Origin of the sequence: Sandarakinorhabdus sp. AAP62, from assembly GCF_000331225.1 — a bacterium.
In the GTDB taxonomy this organism is placed as follows: domain Bacteria; phylum Pseudomonadota; class Alphaproteobacteria; order Sphingomonadales; family Sphingomonadaceae; genus Sandarakinorhabdus.
Genome location: NZ_ANFY01000010.1, coordinates 106656 through 123454 on the forward strand (window position 1 = coordinate 106656; position 16799 = coordinate 123454).

Consider the following 16799-nt stretch of genomic DNA (forward strand, 5'->3'; position numbering starts at 1 on the left):
CGCCTTTCGCGGGGGACAAGTTCGACGCCCGCAGGATGTTCACCATTTGGGCACGCCCCTAAAATGAATCAGGCCATGACTCCGGTCAAGCATAGTCTTGGCAAAACCACCTCCGCCCCGGACATCATGTCCCGCTTGGGGGAATCGCCGCGTTGCGCTAGGACCACGGCATGACGATGGATGCAGACGTGATCATCATCGGTGGCGGCCTGGTGGGTGCCACGCTGGCGCTGGCTCTGGCCAGGCACGAGGTGATGAGCATCGTCGTTGATGCGCAGGATCTGGACGCGACCACCCTCCCGGCCTTCGATGGCCGCGCCACTGCCGTGGCCAGCGCGTCGGCGCGCATGCTGCAGGCGCTGGGGCTGGGCGATATCCTCGATACGCACGGCTGCCCGATCCGCGAGATCCGCGTGACGGATGCCGCCCACCCGCAGTTCCTGCACTTCGATGCCGGCGAGGGCAATGATCCGCTCGGCACGATGGTGGAAAACCGCTGGCTGCGCACCGGCCTGCTGCGCGCCGTGCGGCAATGCCCGGAAGTGACCTTGCTGGCTCCCGTCACTGTCGCCAGCCTGGCGCGCGATGATCATGCCGCCACCCTTGTCCTGGCCGATGGCCGCAGGTTCAAGGCGCCGCTGGTGGTGGCCTGCGATGGCCGCCGTTCCGCCACCCGCGATGCCGCCGGCATCCCGCTTTCGACCTGGCAATATGATCATGCCGCGCTGATCACCATGGTGGCGCACACGGTGCCGCACGAGAATATCGCCTGCGAACTCTTCTACCCGTCGGGCCCGCTGGCGCTGCTGCCGATGCGCGACACCGATGATGGCCGCCCGCGCACCGCCATCGTGTGGACCATCGACCGCACGCACATGGCGGCTGCGAAGAAACTCGGCCGCAAGCAGCTTGCCGCCGAAATCGCTGCCCGCATCGATGGCACCATGGGCGAGATCGAGGTGATCGCACCGCAAGCCGTGTGGCCCTTGGGCTACCACCACGCCGCCCGTTATACCGATACCCGCCTGCTGCTGCTGGGAGACGCGGCGCACGGCATCCACCCGATTGCCGGGCAGGGCCTCAACATGGGCTTCCGCGATGTGGCGGCGGCCGCCGAAGTGCTCACCAACGCGGCGCGCTCTGGGCTTGATCTCGGCAGCCCCGATGTGCTGGCACAAATCTCGGCGTGGCGCCGCTTTGACAACAGCCTGGTCTGCGCTGTCACCGATGGCCTCAACCGCCTGTTTGCCATCCCCGGCCGCACCCCCAGCCTGGTGCGCCGTTTTGGCCTGTCCACCGTTGAACGCCTGCCGCCGCTGAAGCGCTTCTTCATGAATCAGGCCCGCGGCGAGACGGGCAAGTTGCCGGCGCTGCTGAAGGGTGAACTGGTCTAGCAGATTGCAGTGTTGCAGCGATGCGAAGCTGTCGACACGTTGCCCTCCATGATCGATCGTGACGCTCTCCTCGAAAAATACCGCATTGAACGCGACAAGCGTCTGCGCCCCGATGGCAACGCCCAATATGTGCGGGCGGCCACCCATTTCCCGCAAATGCTGGGCGATCCCTATACGCCGCGGCAAGAGCGCGCGCCCGTCACCGATCATGTGCGCTTTGCCATGGTCGGCGCCGGTTTTGCCGGGCTGTGCACGGGTGCGCGGCTGGCACAGGCCGGCATCACGGATTTCCGCCTGATCGATGCCGGCGGCGATGTCGGCGGCACCTGGTATTGGAACCGCTATCCCGGCGCCCAGTGCGACACGGCCTCCATCATCTACATGCCGCTGCTGGAGGAAACCGGGCATATCCCGACCGAAAAATATGCTCACGCCCCTGAAATCCAGGGCCAGGCCAGGAAGATCGCGCAGACGTTCAACCTCTATGAAAAGGCGCTGTTCCATACCCAGGTGACCAGTTGCACCTGGGATGAAACAGCCAGCCGCTGGGTGATCGAGACCGACCGCGGCGACCGGTTCACGGCGGATTTCGTCGGGGTTGGCACTGGGCCGCTGAACGTGCCGAAACTGCCCGGCATCCCCGGCATTGATCGCTTCAAGGGCCATCAGTTTCACACCAGCCGTTGGGATTATGAGTATACCGGCGGCTCCGCCGAAGGTGCGCCGATGGACAAGCTGGCGGGCAAGCGCGTCGCCATCATCGGTACGGGCGCCACCGCCGTGCAGTGCGTGCCGCATCTGGCCCGGGATTCCGGCCACTTGTTCGTGTTCCAGCGCACCCCGTCTTCGGTGGACGTGCGTGCCAATGAACCCATTGATCCCGAATGGTTCAAGTCCATCGCCACGCCCGGCTGGCAGACGCGCTGGCTGGAAAATTTCGCCGGCAATGTCGGCATGGGTGGCGCATCGGAAGACTGGGTGAAGGATGGCTGGACCGACCTGTCACGCCGCATCCGCAGCCGGGTGATGAGCCTGCCGCCATCCGAATGGAACCCGGTCAACATGATGAAGGCCTGGGAAATGGCCGACCATGAGAAAATGGAGGAAATCCGCAACCGCGCCATGACCGTGGTGGAAGACCGCAAGACCGGCGAAGCGCTGCAGGCCTGGTATCGCCAGCTTTGCAAGCGCCCATGCTTCCACGATGCCTATCTGCAGGCCTTCAACCGGCCCAGCGTCACGCTGGTCGATACCGATGGCCAGGGCGTGAGCCGCATCGATGAAACCGGCATCTGGGTGGGCGATGCGCATTACGAGGTGGATTGCATCATCCATTCCACCGGCTTTGAAGTTGGCACGCCCACCGAGCAGCGCGCCGGCTTTGATCCGGTGGGCAAGGGCGGCCAGAAGCTTTCGGAGGCTTGGGAAGCGGGCATGCGCACGCTGCACGGCTTGAACAGCGTCGGCTTTCCCAATTTGTTCCTGGTGCAATTTGCCCAGGCTGCGGCTTTCGTGGTCAACGTGCCGCACAACTGGATGGAAACCGGCACCAGCATCGCCGCCATCGTGCGCCACATGACCGATCATGGCCTAAGCACACTGGAGCCTGATCCCGAGGCGCAGGAAGCCTGGGTCAAGCTGCTGCTCAACAATCCCGGCATGATGACCAACAACCCGGATTGCACGCCCGGTTACTACAACAACGAAGGCCAGCCGATGGACGAGCGGGCCAAATATGCCGTTGGCTATCCGGCCGGGCCCAATGCCTTTTTCAGTTACATGAAGGGCTGGCGCAGCAGCGGCGAGTTCAAGGGGCTGCGCTTCGGCTGAACGCCCCGTCGCCGGCTTGATCGCGCGTGGTGAAACCGGAAAACTGTCAGCTATCCGCAAAGGCAAACGCGTCTAGTCTTCCCGTCATCAAAGGGGGAGCGGAACGATCATGGCCAGCGCAGCCGCCACAATCGACAAGGACGCCATTCTGGCCCGCTACAAGGCCGAGCGCGACAAGCGGCTACGTGCCGACGGCAACGACCAATATGTCGAGGTCGCCGGCAAATATGCCCATTATCTCGACGATCCCTACATGCCGGTGGTGCCGCGGGCACCGCTGACCGATCATGTTACCTTCGCCATGGTGGGCGGCGGCTTTGCCGGGCTGTGCGTTGGCGCCCGGCTGGTCGAGGCCGGCATCACCGATGTGCGCATCATCGACAAGGCCGGTGATTTTGGTGGGAACTGGTACTGGAACCGCTATCCCGGCGCCCAGTGCGACACGGCCTCGATCATCTATCTGCCGCTGCTCGAAGAAACCGGCCATATGCCGACCGAGAAATATGCGCATGCGCCGGAAATCCTCGAGCAATCGCGCCGCATCGGCCGCACCTTCGGCCTGTATGACAAGGCGCTGTTCCACACCCGGGTTGACGATATCGTTTGGGATGAAGCGCGCAGCGTGTGGGTGATCACCACCGACCGCGGCGACAAGTTCACCGCAGATTATGTCGCAACCGGTACCGGGCCACTGCATGTCCCGAAGCTGCCTGGCATCCCGGGCATCGACAGTTTCAAGGGCCACAGCTTCCACACCAGCCGCTGGGATTATGCGTACACCGGCGGCGACACCAACGGCGCACCGCTGGACAGACTGAAAGACAAGCGTGTGGCCATCATCGGCACTGGCGCGACCGCGGTTCAGGTTGTGCCGCACCTCGCCCGGGCCGGTGGCACCGTCTATGTGGTGCAGCGCACCCCGTCATCGGTCGATGCGCGCGGCAACGCGCCGACCGACCCGGAGTGGTTCAAAAGCATCGCGACACCGGGCTGGCAGAAGCGCTGGCTCGACAATTTCGCCCGCAATATCGCCATCGGGTTACCGCCGGAAGAAGATCTGGTGCAGGACGGCTGGACCGACATCATGGGCCGCATCCGCGAGCGCGTCCTGACCCTGCCGGCCGACCAGATCACCACAGCCAGCATATTGGCAGTGTATGAAGACGCCGAAATCGAGAAGATGTCGGAAATCCGCGCCCGTACCGAAGCGATCGTTCACGATCAAAATACCGCCGAAAAGCTGAAGGCCTGGTATCGGCAATGGTGCAAGCGACCCTGCTTCCACGATGCCTATCTGCAGGCTTTCAACGAACCGGGCACCCACCTGATCGATACCGACGGCAAGGGTGTCGAGCGCATTGATGAAACCGGCTTCTGGGTAAACGGCACCCACTATGAAGTGGATTGCATCATCTATGCGTCGGGCTTCGAAGTTGGCACATCGCACCAGCGTCGTGCCGGTTTCGATATGGCCGGGGTTGGCGGCAAGCGACTTTCCGAAGCCTGGGCAGATGGCATGCAGACGCTGCACGGCCTGCATGTGCACGGCTTTCCCAACGCCTTCATTGTCCAGATCGCACAGGCCGCCAATTTCGCCGCCAACGTGCCGCACAATTGGACTGATGCCGGCGACACCATTGCCGCCGTGGTCAGCCATGCGCGCGACACGGGCAAACGCATCGTTGAGCCGACGGCGGAGGCGCAGGCCGAATGGGTCGCGCTGATCAAGACCGGAATGCCCAGCTTTGTTGGTGCGGTCGCCGAATGTACGCCCGGCTATTATAATCTCGAAGGCACCAGCGCCGATATCTCCGGTTTTCTGCCCAGCGGTTATCCGCTCGGGTCGGTGGCCTATTTCGAATATATCGACAATTGGCGGCGCAGCGGCGACTTTGCAGGTCTGGCCTTCAGCTGAGCCTCACCCCGTCGCCGGCAAAAACTCACGCGCCGCGTCGGCCAGCAGGATCGGCACGCCGTCGCGGATCGGATAGGCCAGCCCGGCGGTGTCGTTGACCAACTCTTGACGCTCCCGGTCATGGCGCAGCGGCTGTTTCGTCTGCGGGCAGACCAGCAGGGCCAGCAGGCGCGGATCGAGCGCGGAACCGCTCATTGCAGACGGCCGCCGCCGCTGCCCCCGATGCCATTGGGCCCCACGGCAAAACTCATCAGCGTGGCCAGCGTCTGCGCCCGATCAGCCAGGGTCGGGGCTTCCAGCAGCGCCTGTTTTTCGGGCGGATCAAACGGCAGGGCGCCGGCCAGCGCTGTCACCAACCCTTCGTCATCAGCCGATTGCACCGCATCCCAATCCGCGGCCAGCCCGCGCGCATCGAGATAGGGGCGCAATGCCTCCTCCAGGCTGGCGCGGCTGGTGGCATCCAGCGATTCTTCCTCGTGCCGATCATCGGCAAAGCCGTGATAATCCGTCATCACCTGGCGATAGAGCGTGTCGCGCTCCAGTTCAGCGCCCACGCGGAAACGACTGATGCCGGCCAGCGCGATCAGGATGCGGCCATCGTCGGTCTCGCGATAATCGGTGATGCGGCCCAGGCAACCAACCTTGTAGAGTGGCGGCGGATCACCTTTCCCCTTGGGCTGGATCATGCCGATGATGCGGTTGGCAGCGCCGGTGGCGGCCATGGCGTCGCGCACCATCGCCAGATAACGCGGTTCAAAGATGTTCAGCGGCAGCGATCCGCGCGGCAGCAATATGGCGCCGGTGAGCGGGAACACCGGCACGGCCGCCGGCAGTGGTTCAAGGGCTTCGCTCTCGCTCATGCAAACCAGATGGCACGCAAGGCGGCGCGGGTCTTGATGCTCCATGGATCGGCGAGGCCCGCCGCTTCGAACATGGTCAGCAATTTCTCGCGCGCGGCGCCTTCGTTCCACGTGCGATCGGCCTTGATGATGGCCAGCAGATGCTCGGCCGCTGCATCGCGGTCGCCCCGCCCAGCAAGGGCACCCGCCAGCTCGAATCGCGCGGCATGGTCATCGGGGGCCTTGTTCACCTGGGCGATCAGAGCGGCCAGTTCGTCGTCGGCCGGCGCTTCGGCAGCCAGCGCCAGCCCGGCGCGGGCGCGGATCACCAGCTCGTCCTTGCTGTCGGCCGGCAGCTGCGCCAGCACGGCGGCGGCCTCCTCGCTGCGGCCGGCAGCCAGCATGGCCAGCGCCAGCCGCGCGGCAAGGTCGTGGCGCTCGGGAATCTCGTTGGCAACTGCGCCCAGCATGGCGATGGCATCATCATGGGCGCCGGCCGCCGTGGCTTCATCGGCCGCCACGATCAACTGGGCGATCTGTTCTTCCAGTGCAGCTTCGTCTTCGCTGGCGGGCACGCCGGCCAGCAACCGATCGATGAACTGCGCCAGCTGTGTTTCCGGCAGCGCACCCTGGAAGCCATCGACCGGGCGGCCATCCAGAAAGGCATAGACGGTGGGGATGGACTGGATGCGGAACTGGGCAGCCAATGCCTGGTTCTTGTCGACATCGATCTTGACCAGCTGGACCTTGGGCGCGCGGGCGGCGACGAGCTTTTCCAGCGCCGGCCCCAGCGTCTTGCACGGGCCGCACCATTCTGCCCAGAAATCGACGAGCACAAGCGCCGTCTTCGACGCGTCGATCACGTCGCGGCGGAAGGCTTCGATACTGGCCTTTTCGGCGGCCGGGTTGGGAATGCTGGCCAAGGGTGATGCTCCGGACTTTCTGGCTTTTGACCATATGGGGTGTGGAGGGCCGGTTTGCCAAGACGGCGGTTGCGCACAGGCTTCGATAGACCTTGCGGGAAAAAAGGGGCTTGCGCCGGCAAAGCGGCCGGTGCTAGACGCGCCCTCCTCAACGACCGGCGAGCGGGTGTAGCTCAGGGGTAGAGCGCAACCTTGCCAAGGTTGAAGTCGAGAGTTCGAATCTCTTCACCCGCTCCAGTCGTTGCCTGAAAAGGCGGTCCGCCCGGGCCGCCTTTTTCATTGCGGTGCCTCGCCGCGCGACCCATAAAGCCGCCATGCACAGCCACGCCCACAGCCATCCGCTGGGCGGCCATGATCATCATGGCCACGGCCATGCCCACGCGCCGCCGGATTTCGGCCGCGCCTTTGCCATCGGGGTGGTGCTCAATCTGGCCTATGTCGCCATCGAGACGCTGGCCGGGCTCTGGTATGATTCGATGGCGCTGCTGGCCGATGCCGGGCACAATCTGTCGGATGTTGCCGGCCTGCTGATTGCCTGGGGTGGCCTCACCCTGGCCCGCCGCGCGCCGAGCGCGCGCTACACCTGGGGGCTGCAGCGCTCCCCCATATTGGCGGCGCTGGCCAATGCGCTGATCCTGGTGGCGGCCTGCGGCGGCATCATCTTCGAATCAGTGCACCGATTGCTCGCTCCACTGCCGGTTTCGGGTGATGTGGTGATGCTGGTCGCGGCGGTTGGCGTTCTCGTGAACACCGGCACGGCGCTGCTGTTCATGCGCGGCCGAAAGGGGGATGTGAACGTGCGCGGCGCTTACTTGCACATGCTGGCCGATGCCGGGGTGTCGGCCGCAGTGGTGCTCGGCGGGCTGGTGATCCGCCAGACCGGCTGGGCCTGGGTCGATCCGCTGCTGGGCCTGGCCGTGGCGGCCGTGATCCTGCGCGGCACCTGGGGGCTACTTTCCGAATCGCTGGCGCTGGCGCTGGATGCGGTGCCGCCGGGCATCGAGCCGGCCGCAGTGAACGATTGGCTCAAGGGGCTGGACGGCGTGGCGGCGGTGCACGATCTCCACATCTGGCCGCAGGGTACCACCGGTGCCGTGCTCACCGCCCATCTGGTGATGCCGGCCGGCCACCCGGGTGACGAGGCGCTGGCCAATATCGCCCACGCCCTGCATCACCGGTTCCACATCGGCCACGCCACGTTGCAGGTTGAAACCGGCGCCGATCATTGCCGGCAGGCGCTCCCCGAAGGTTGCGGCGGCGGCCATCGGCACTGATGCAAAGGTGGGTGGCAGCAGCCGGCCGGCCGGAGTAGGAAATCCGTCATGCGCATCATCGACCATCACATCGCCGGATCGCCCGTGGCCGCCGGCAGCCGCACCAGCCCGGTGTATGATCCCAATTCAGGCCAGGTGCAGGCGGAAGTCCGCCTTGCCGGGGCCGGCCTGCTGGAACAGGCCGTCGCCGCCGCCCGCGCCGCGCAGCCGGCCTGGGCGGCCACCAACCCGCAGCGCCGCGCCCGGGTGATGTTCAACTTCAAGGAACTGGTCGAAGCCCGCATGGATGAACTGGCCCGCGTGCTCAGTTCCGAACATGGCAAGGTGCTGGCTGACAGTCGCGGTGACATCCAGCGCGGGCTGGAAGTGATCGAGTTCTGCTGTGGCATCCCGCATGTGCTGAAAGGCGAATATAGCCATGGCGCCGGCCCCGGCATCGACATCTGGGCTTTCCGCCAGCCGATCGGCATCGGTGCCGGCATCACCCCGTTCAATTTCCCGGCGATGATCCCGATGTGGATGGCCGGCGTTGCCATCGCCACCGGCAACGCCTTCATCCTGAAGCCATCTGAACGAGATCCCACCCTGCCGCACCTGCTGGGTGATATCTTCCGCGATGCTGGCCTGCCCGATGGCATCTTCAGCGTCGTCAATGGCGACAAGGAGATGGTGGACGCCATCATCGCGCACCCCGATATCGCGGCGATCAGCTTTGTCGGCTCATCGGACGTGGCCGAATATATCCACAGCCAAGGCTGCGCGCGCGGCAAGCGGGTGCAGGCCATGGGCGGGGCGAAGAACCACGCCATCGTGATGCCCGATGCCGATCTCGATCAGGTGGTGCGCGATCTGGCCGGCGCGGCCTTCGGTAGTGCCGGCGAACGCTGCATGGCGCTGCCCGTGGTGGTGCCGGTGGGTGAAGACACCGCCAACGCCTTGCGCGCCAAACTGTTGCCGGCCATCAGCAAGCTGCGCATCGGCATCAGCACGGACCCCGACGCCGATTATGGCCCGGTGGTGACGGCGGCCCACAAGGCGCGCATCGAAAGCTACATCCAGATGGGTGTCGATGAAGGCGCCGAACTGGTCGTCGATGGTCGCGGTTTCACGCTGCAGGGCCATGAAGGCGGCTTCTTCGTCGGGCCGACCCTGTTCGATCATGTGAAGCCGCACATGAAATCCTATCAGGACGAGATTTTCGGGCCCGTCTTGCAGATCATGCGTGCGCCGGATTTCGAAAGTGCGCTCGCCCTCCCCAGCCAGCATCAATATGGTAACGGCGTTGCCATCTTCACCCGCAACGGCCACGCTGCGCGGGAATTTGTGACGCGGGTGAATGTCGGCATGGTTGGCGTCAACGTGCCGATCCCGGTACCGGTGGCCTATCACAGCTTTGGCGGCTGGAAGCGTTCGGCCTTCGGCGACATCGGCCAACACGGCATGGAAGGCGTGCAGTTCTGGACCAAGCGCAAGACGGTCACCGGTCGCTGGCCGGATGGCGGCATGGATGGCGGCAGCGCCTTCGTCATCCCGACCATGGGGTGAAACATGGACACCGATGTCATCCTGAAACGCTTTGAGCAGCCCGATGAAGTGCGTGAATTCGCCAAGGGCCGCTTCGAGATCGTGCGGTTGGGCGGCATGACCATCGGTCGTGCCACCTATCAGCCGGGCTGGTGCTGGAAGGATGACGTGGGCGTGGCCACCGGTGCCACCTCCTGCCATGTCGAACATGTCGGCATGGTGATTTCCGGCTGCGCCACCGCCGCCATGGACGACGGCCGAATCGTCGAGATGAAGGCCGGCGACATCTTCCATGTGCCGCCTGGCCACGACAGTTGGGTGGTGGGCGACGAACCCTATGTCTCGCTGCACTTCCTTGGTGCCGATGATTATGCTGCCGCAAAGGACGCGACATGAGCTTTGAAACCATCCTTGTCGAACAACGCGGTGCTGTCACGCTGGTGCGGCTCAATCGCCCGCAGGCGCTGAATGCGCTGAACTCCCAGGTGCTGGCCGATCTGATCGCCGCCTTTGCCGCCTATGATGCCGATGCCTCGCAGCGCTGCCTGGTCATCACCGGCAGCGAAAAGGCCTTTGCGGCGGGTGCCGACATCAAGGAAATGAGCGGGCAGAGCTTTGCCGAGATGTATGGCGGCAATTTCTTCGCCGGCTACGATCATGTCACCGCCACCCGCAAGCCGTGGATCGCGGCGGTGTCGGGCTTTGCGCTCGGCGGCGGCTGCGAACTGGCAATGATGGCCGACATCATCATTGCAACGGAAAATGCGAAGTTCGGCCAGCCGGAAATCAAGCTGGGTGTGACGCCCGGAATGGGCGGATCGCAGCGCCTCGTGCGCGCCATCGGCAAGGCCAAGGCGATGGAAATGTGCCTGACCGGACGCATGATGGACGCGGCCGAAGCCGAACGTTCCGGCCTGGTGGCGCGCGTTGTGCCGACGGAAACGCTGCTCGATGAAGCGCTGAAGCTCGCCGAGACGATTGCGGGCATGGCCCCGCTGGCCAGCATCGCGGTGAAGGAAGAGATCGACGCCGCGTTCGAGATGAGCCTGAAGGAAGGCGTGCGTTTCGAGCGGAGGCTGTTCCACGGCCTGTTCGGCAGCGCCGATCAGAAGGAAGGCATGGCGGCGTTTGTCGAAAAGCGGCCCGGCAACTGGACGGGGCAATAGGCGTCTCCCCTCCCTGCAAGGGAGGGGCCGGGGGAGGGTTCTCCCCACATGCACCAATCGCAGGACCAGGCGGCACGGAGTTACCCTCCCCCAGCCCCTCCCTGCAAGCAGGGAGGGGAGCACAATGGCGATCATCGCCTTCATCGGGGTCGGCAACATGGGGGGCGGCATGGCCCTCAATCTGCTCAGGGCCGGCCATGAAATCTGGGCGTTCGACCTGTCGGCGCAAGCCCTCGCACGCGTCACGGCGGGCGGCGCGACGGCGGCCAGCAGCGCTGCCGATGCTGCAGCGGGTGCCGACGTCATCATTACCATGCTGCCGGCGGGCAGCCATGTCCGCGCTGCCTATGAAGGCGAATTGTTCGCCGCCGCCCAGCCGCATGCCGTGCTGATCGATTGTTCCACCATCGATGTCGCCACCGCCAAGGCCATGGGCGAAGCGGCTGCCCACAAGGGCCTGGCGATGGTGGATGCGCCGGTGTCGGGCGGCACGGCGGCGGCTGATGGCGGCACGCTCACCTTCATGGTCGGTGGGCCGGATGCGGCCTTTGCGCTGGCGCAGCCGGTATTGGAAAAAATGGGCAAGGCCGTGATCCACGCCGGCGGGCCGGGCATGGGCCAGGCCGCCAAGATCTGCAACAACATGATCCTGGGGGCCACCATGATCGCCACCGCCGAAGCCTTCGTGCTGGCCGAGAAGCTGGGGCTGGAGGCGCAGACCTTCTTCGATATCTCGTCCAAGGCCAGCGGCCAGTCGTGGAGCATGACCAGCTATTGCCCCGTCCCCGGCCCTGTCCCCACCTCGCCGGCCAACCGCGATTACCAGGGGGGCTTTGCCGCCGCCCTGATGCTCAAGGACCTGAAACTGGCGATGGAGGCCGCACAGGGCGCCGGTGCCAGTGTCCCGATGGGCGCCAGCGCCGAAAGCCTCTACCAGTTGCTGGTCAACAACGGCAGCGGCGGCGCCGATTTTTCGTCCATCATCAGGCTGCTGCGCGGCTGATCTGCCGCGTTGGCATTTCACCGCCATCCGCGCTATGCCGCGCCGCATCATGACGACGCCGCTGATCATCGCCCTGCCCAAGGGCCGCATCCTGAAAGAAGCGCTGCCGCTGCTGGCGCATATCGGTATCGTGCCGGAAGCGGATTTTTCGGACGAGAACAGCCGCAAGCTGACCTTTGCCACCAGCCGCGATGATGTGCGGGTGATCCGGGTGCGCAGTTTCGATGTGGCGACGTTCGTGGCCTTTGGCGCGGCGCAGCTTGGCATTGCCGGCAACGATGTGCTGATGGAGTTCGACTTCTCCGAAATCTATGCCCCCGTCGATCTCGGCATCGGCCACTGCCGCCTGTCTGTCGCGCAGCCGGCCGCGCTCGATCCCGATCTGTCGCGGCTGAGCCATGTGCGGGTGGCAACCAAATATCCCGGCCTCACCCGGCGGCACTTTGCGGCGCGCGGGCTGCAGGCCGAGGTGATCAAGCTGAATGGTGCGATGGAACTGGCGCCGCTGGTTGGTCTGTCCAGCCGCATCGTCGATCTGGTGTCCACCGGCAAGACGCTGGCCGAAAATGGCCTGGTGGAAGTGGAAGTGATCGCCAACATCACCAGCCGGCTGATCGCCAACCGCGCTGCCTTCAAGACGGACAGCCGGGTCGTCGCCATCATCGATGCCATGCGGGACCTCACGGAAAAGTCCGATGCCGCAGCGGCTTGATGCGAGCGATGACGGCTTTGCCGCGGCCTTTGTGGCGCTGGTCGATGCCAAGCGCGACGATGCCGCCGATGTGTCGGCCACAGTCTCTGCCATCATCGCGGCGGTGAAGGCGCGCGGCGATGCCGCCGTGGCCGAACTCACCGCCAAGTTTGATCGCGTCGATCTGGATGCGGCCGGCTGGGAGATTCCCGCCGCCGATCTTGATGCGGCGCTGGCGGGCCTCGCGCCCGAACTGCGCGCCGCTCTCGATCTCGCCGCCGCCCGCATCCGCGCCTTCCACGAACGGCAGAAGCCGCAAGGCAACGATGCGGTGGACGATGCCGGTGTGCGCACCGGTGTGCGCTGGTCGCCGGTCGATGCGGCGGGCCTTTATGTGCCGGGTGGGCGGGCCGCCTATCCCTCGTCGGTGTTGATGAACGCCATTCCCGCCGTGGTGGCTGGCGTGCGCGATCTGATCATGGTGACGCCTACCCCCGATGGCATCGTCAATCCGCTGGTGCTGGCCGCGGCGCGCGTGGCCGGCGTTTCCCGCGTGTTCCGCATCGGCGGCGCACAGGCGGTGGCGGCACTGGCGTTCGGCACGGCGCACATCCCCAGGGTCGATGTCATAACCGGCCCCGGCAACGCCTTCGTCGCCGAAGCCAAGCGCCAGCTTTATGGCGTGGTCGGCATCGACATGGTGGCCGGGCCGTCGGAAGTCGTCATCGTCTCCGACGGCCAGTCCAACCCCGACTGGATCGCCGCCGATCTGCTGGCCCAGGCCGAACATGATCCGGTGGCGCAATCCATCCTGATCACCACGTCGACCGCCGAAGCCGAGGCGGTGGAAGCCGCTGTTGCCCGTCAGCTGGAAACCCTGTCCACCGCCGCCGTGGCCGGGGCCTCATGGCGCGATTTCGGTGCCATCATCACCGTGCCCGATCTCGATGCCGCCCTGCCCTTGCTTGACCGCCTGGCTGCCGAACATGCCGAACTGATGGTCGATGATCCCGATGCGCTGTTCGACCGGATGCGCCACGCCGGATCGGTGTTCCTTGGCCGCCACACGCCGGAAGCGGCGGGCGACTATCTCGCCGGCCCCAATCACGTGCTGCCCACCGGGCGCCGGGCACGCTTTGCCTCTGGCCTGTCGGTGGTGGATTTCATGAAGCGCACGACCTTCCTCGATTGCGGCCCGCAGGGGCTGGCGGCCATTGGCCCCGCCGGTGCGGCGATTGCCGATGTCGAAGGCCTGGCCGCCCACGCCGCCTCGATCCGGCTGCGCCTGATCTAGCGCCCGTACACCGCCCGTTCGAAGGCGCGCAGCACTTCCAGCGTTGCCGGTTCGCCAAACGGCAGATGCTGCATGCACAGGATGGCGGCAATGTCGGATTCGGGGTCGATCCAGTAATAGCTGTTGGCAACGCCGGCCCAGGCCAGGCTGCCGGCGGCGCGGCCATCGGGGCCGGGCTCCGGGTTGATCAGGAAGCCAAGGCCCCAGCCGCAATCCATCATCGGGAACAGATCGAAATCGGTCGAGAATCCGGGCTGGTTGGTCGGCATGCGGCCGGCCGCCATGGTCACCTGGTTGCTGGCCATGTCGGTGACGGTTTCGGGGCGCAGGATGCGCGCGCCGTTCAGCTGGCCGCGATTGAGGATCATGCGGCAGAAGAGCAGATAATCGCGCGCCGAGGCGACCAGCCCGCCACCGGCGCCCTGATATTCGGCCTTGTCGCCGCCGCCGAAATGGATGGGGAAGGGCATCAGGCCGCCATCGGGCGTGCGCACGTGCAGCGGGACAAGCCGCGCCTTCACCGCATCATCGAAGCCAAATGTCGTATCCTTCATGCCCAGCGGCCCGGTGACATGGCGCGTCAGCCAGTCGCCCAGTTTCATGCCCGACGCGGCTTCCACCGCCAGCCCCACCCAATCGGTGGAGATGCCATAAATCCAGCGGGTGCCGGGATCGGCGAGCAACGGCGCCTTCAGGCTGGCCAGGCTGCCCGGCATGGCCGGATTGTGCAGGCGATATTGCGTCAGCTCGGCCGACATGAATTCATAGCCAAAGCCCGAGGTGTGGGTCAGCAACTGCCGGAGCGTGATCGGCCCGGCGGCCGGGCGGGTGACCGGCTTGCCCGCGTCGTCAAAGCCTTCCAGCACGTCCGGGTTGGCAAGTTGGGGGAGCAGCGTGCCGATATCATCATCAAGGTTGAGCCGGCCCTGTTCCACCAATTGCATGGCGGCGATACTGGCGATGGCCTTGGTCATCGAGGCGATCTGGAACAGATTGTCCTGGCTCAGCGGCGGGCCACCGGGGCCCTTGGTGCCGACGGCCACTTCGGCGAGCGTGCCGCTGCTGTTGCCCACCACGGCCACCGCGCCGGGAATGTTGGCGGCGGCCAGTGTGGTTTCGAGTGCAGTCTTGATCCGTTCGAGCATGGCAGCCTCTCCTTTACGGCCAAGCTTAGGGAAGATGCCCACCCCCGGCCCCTTCCGCTTTTGACAGATTTTCCGCATTTCGAGGGATGTCAGTGCGCCCTTTCGTCCATGCTCGGTGCGCACCCACAGCCCGTCGCGTTGCCATGATGACAGGCATTGCCCGTGTAGGACAGGCTCTGCAGCAGCGGGTCTGGTCTTGTTTTGCCGGGGCTCAATGCCGGAAATGGCGCATCCCGGTGAACACCATCGCCAGCCCGCGTTCGTCGGCGGCCGCGATCACGTCCTTGTCGCGGATGGAGCCGCCGGGCTGGATGATGGCGGTGGCGCCGGCCTCGGCCGCAGCGATCAGGCCATCGGCGAAGGGGAAGAAGGCATCGGAAGCGACGCAGGAACCGATGGTGCGCGGCTGGGCCCAGCCGGCGGCTTCGGCGGCGTCGATGGCCTTGCGCGCGGCGATGCGGGTGGAATCGAGCCGGCTCATCTGGCCGGCACCAACGCCCGCCGTCGCGCCGCCATTGGCATAAACGATGGCGTTGGATTTCACGTGCCGCGCCACGGTCCAGGCAAACATCAGGTCGGCCCATTCGGCTTCGGTCGGCGCGCGCTGGGTCACGACCTGGCAGCCGGCGCGCAGCACCGCGCCATTGTCGCGGCTCTGCACCAGCATGCCGCCCGAAATCGGTTTCAGCATCAGGCCAGGCCGGCGCGGATCGGGCAGTTCGGCGAGCAGCAGGCGCAGATTCTTCTTGGCGGCGAAGATCTTCAGCGCGTCATCATCGGCGCCCGGCGCGATCACCACTTCGGTGAAGATGCCGGTGATGGCCTCCGCCGTCGGGCCGTCGAGGGGCTGGTTGACCGCGATGATGCCGCCAAAGGCCGAGACCGGGTCACACTGGAACGCCTTTTCATAGGCATCGGCCAGCGTGCTGCCGGTGGCGACGCCGCAGGGATTGGCGTGCTTGATGATGGCGCAGGCCGGCCCGGCGTCGCGCCATTCGGCGATCAGATCGAGCGCGCCATCGGCATCGTTGAGATTATTGTAGCTCAGTTCCTTGCCCTGCACCTGGCGCGCGGCGGCGAGGCCATAGCTGCGGCCCTGCGGCAGGTAGAGCGCGGCCTGCTGGTGCGGGTTCTCGCCGTAACGCAGCGTTTCCTTCCGCGTCAGCGCCACCGGCAGCACGGCCGGGAACATTTCCTGCCTGTCGGCAAAGGCGAACCAGCTGGCGACGGCGGCATCATAGGCGGCCGTGTGGGCAAAGGCGGCGGCAGCGAGGCGGCGGCGCAGCGCCAGCGGGGTGGCGCCAGCGTTCGCATCCAGCGCGGCGATGAAGTCGTCATACTGATCGGGGCTGGTCAGGATGGCGACGAAATCATGGTTCTTGGCCGAAGATCGCACCATCGCCGGGCCACCGATGTCGATATTCTCGATGATCTCGTCCCGTGGCGCGCCCTTGGCGACGGTGGCGGCGAACGGATAGAGGTTGATCACCGCCAGATCGATGGCGCCGATGCCATTGTCCGCCATCGCCTGCACATGGTCTTCATTGTCGCGCAGCGCCAAGAGGCCGCCGTGCACGCGCGGATGCAGCGTCTTCACCCGGCCGTCCATCATCTCCGGGCTGCCGGTGAGCTCGGCGACATCCTTCACCGCGTGACCCAGCGCGCGCAGCGCCGTCGCCGTGCCACCGGTGGAGACCAGCTCCACGCCGCGCGCCACCAGCGCGGCAGCCAGCGGCTCCAGCCCGGCCTTGTCGGACACCGAAAGCAGGGCGCGGCGGATGGGGACGAGATCGGTCATGGC

Annotated in this window: 15 protein-coding genes and 1 tRNA gene; 11 read left to right on the top strand and 5 right to left on the bottom strand. The window is 65.6% G+C overall.

The window, feature by feature from the left end; all coding sequences use genetic code 11:
- Positions 1–170 precede the first annotated feature (170 nt).
- The 3 genes from D619_RS0111280 to D619_RS0111290 all read left to right on the top strand — a co-directional run bounded on the left by D619_RS0111280 (position 171) and on the right by D619_RS0111290 (position 5139).
- A complete protein-coding gene (locus tag D619_RS0111280; protein WP_017668701.1) occupies positions 171–1394 on the top strand; it encodes a UbiH/UbiF/VisC/COQ6 family ubiquinone biosynthesis hydroxylase in 1224 nt (407 codons plus the stop codon).
- A gap of 48 nt (positions 1395–1442) precedes the next feature.
- Entirely contained in the window at positions 1443–3224 is a 1782-nt protein-coding gene (locus D619_RS0111285) for an NAD(P)/FAD-dependent oxidoreductase (protein ID WP_017668702.1), read from the top strand.
- A gap of 109 nt (positions 3225–3333) precedes the next feature.
- Positions 3334–5139: an NAD(P)/FAD-dependent oxidoreductase gene (locus D619_RS0111290; protein ID WP_017668703.1), complete on the top strand. Its 1806-nt coding sequence runs from the start codon at positions 3334–3336 to the stop codon at positions 5137–5139.
- A gap of 3 nt (positions 5140–5142) precedes the next feature.
- Here the strand turns inward: D619_RS0111290 and D619_RS0111295 are convergent, their stop codons facing one another.
- The 3 genes from D619_RS0111295 to trxA are packed head-to-tail and all read right to left on the bottom strand — an operon-like array spanning position 5143 to position 6901.
- A complete protein-coding gene (locus D619_RS0111295) occupies positions 5143–5334 on the bottom strand; it encodes a Trm112 family protein (RefSeq protein ID WP_017668704.1) in 192 nt (63 codons plus the stop codon).
- Positions 5331–5999, bottom strand: a complete 669-nt coding sequence (locus tag D619_RS0111300; RefSeq protein ID WP_017668705.1) for an LON peptidase substrate-binding domain-containing protein — start codon at positions 5997–5999, stop codon at positions 5331–5333. Before D619_RS0111300 ends, D619_RS0111295 begins: the two co-directional genes overlap by 4 nt.
- The gene (trxA, locus tag D619_RS0111305; protein ID WP_017668706.1) at positions 5996–6901 is read right to left on the bottom strand and encodes a thioredoxin; all 906 of its coding nucleotides are present in this window, start codon (positions 6899–6901) and stop codon (positions 5996–5998) included. Before trxA ends, D619_RS0111300 begins: the two co-directional genes overlap by 4 nt.
- 162 nt (positions 6902–7063) lie before the next feature.
- On the opposite strand from trxA, the gene D619_RS0111310 reads away from it, so the two are divergent.
- From D619_RS0111310 to hisD, 8 genes are all read left to right on the top strand, one after another.
- Positions 7064–7138, top strand: a tRNA-Gly gene (locus D619_RS0111310).
- A 77-nt stretch (positions 7139–7215) separates the two neighbouring features.
- Positions 7216–8175: a cation diffusion facilitator family transporter gene (locus D619_RS0111315; protein ID WP_017668707.1), complete on the top strand. Its 960-nt coding sequence runs from the start codon at positions 7216–7218 to the stop codon at positions 8173–8175.
- A 48-nt stretch (positions 8176–8223) separates the two neighbouring features.
- Complete coding sequence (locus tag D619_RS0111320; RefSeq protein ID WP_017668708.1) at positions 8224–9720, top strand: CoA-acylating methylmalonate-semialdehyde dehydrogenase; 1497 nt, start codon at positions 8224–8226, stop codon at positions 9718–9720.
- A 3-nt stretch (positions 9721–9723) separates the two neighbouring features.
- Positions 9724–10095 (top strand): cupin domain-containing protein, encoded by a 372-nt coding sequence (locus D619_RS0111325; RefSeq protein WP_017668709.1) that lies wholly within the window; start codon positions 9724–9726, stop codon positions 10093–10095.
- Positions 10092–10865, top strand: coding sequence for an enoyl-CoA hydratase (locus D619_RS0111330; RefSeq protein WP_017668710.1), 774 nt, complete (start codon positions 10092–10094; stop codon positions 10863–10865). Before D619_RS0111325 ends, D619_RS0111330 begins: the two co-directional genes overlap by 4 nt.
- Positions 10828–11868, top strand: a complete 1041-nt coding sequence (gene mmsB / locus D619_RS0111335; protein WP_279379374.1) for a 3-hydroxyisobutyrate dehydrogenase — start codon at positions 10828–10830, stop codon at positions 11866–11868. Before D619_RS0111330 ends, mmsB begins: the two co-directional genes overlap by 38 nt.
- 49 nt (positions 11869–11917) lie before the next feature.
- Entirely contained in the window at positions 11918–12580 is a 663-nt protein-coding gene (gene hisG / locus D619_RS0111340) for an ATP phosphoribosyltransferase (protein ID WP_026090977.1), read from the top strand.
- Complete coding sequence (hisD, locus tag D619_RS0111345) at positions 12564–13853, top strand: histidinol dehydrogenase (RefSeq protein ID WP_017668713.1); 1290 nt, start codon at positions 12564–12566, stop codon at positions 13851–13853. The genes hisG and hisD overlap by 17 nt, the downstream gene beginning before the upstream one ends.
- Here the strand turns inward: hisD and D619_RS0111350 are convergent.
- On the bottom strand, positions 13850–14998 hold the full coding sequence (locus tag D619_RS0111350) for a serine hydrolase domain-containing protein (protein ID WP_017668714.1): 1149 nt from the start codon (positions 14996–14998) through the stop codon (positions 13850–13852). The genes hisD and D619_RS0111350 overlap by 4 nt on opposite strands.
- A gap of 211 nt (positions 14999–15209) precedes the next feature.
- On the bottom strand, positions 15210–16796 hold the full coding sequence (gene purH, locus D619_RS0111355) for a bifunctional phosphoribosylaminoimidazolecarboxamide formyltransferase/IMP cyclohydrolase (RefSeq protein WP_017668715.1): 1587 nt from the start codon (positions 16794–16796) through the stop codon (positions 15210–15212).
- Between the last annotated feature and the right edge of the window lie 3 nt (positions 16797–16799).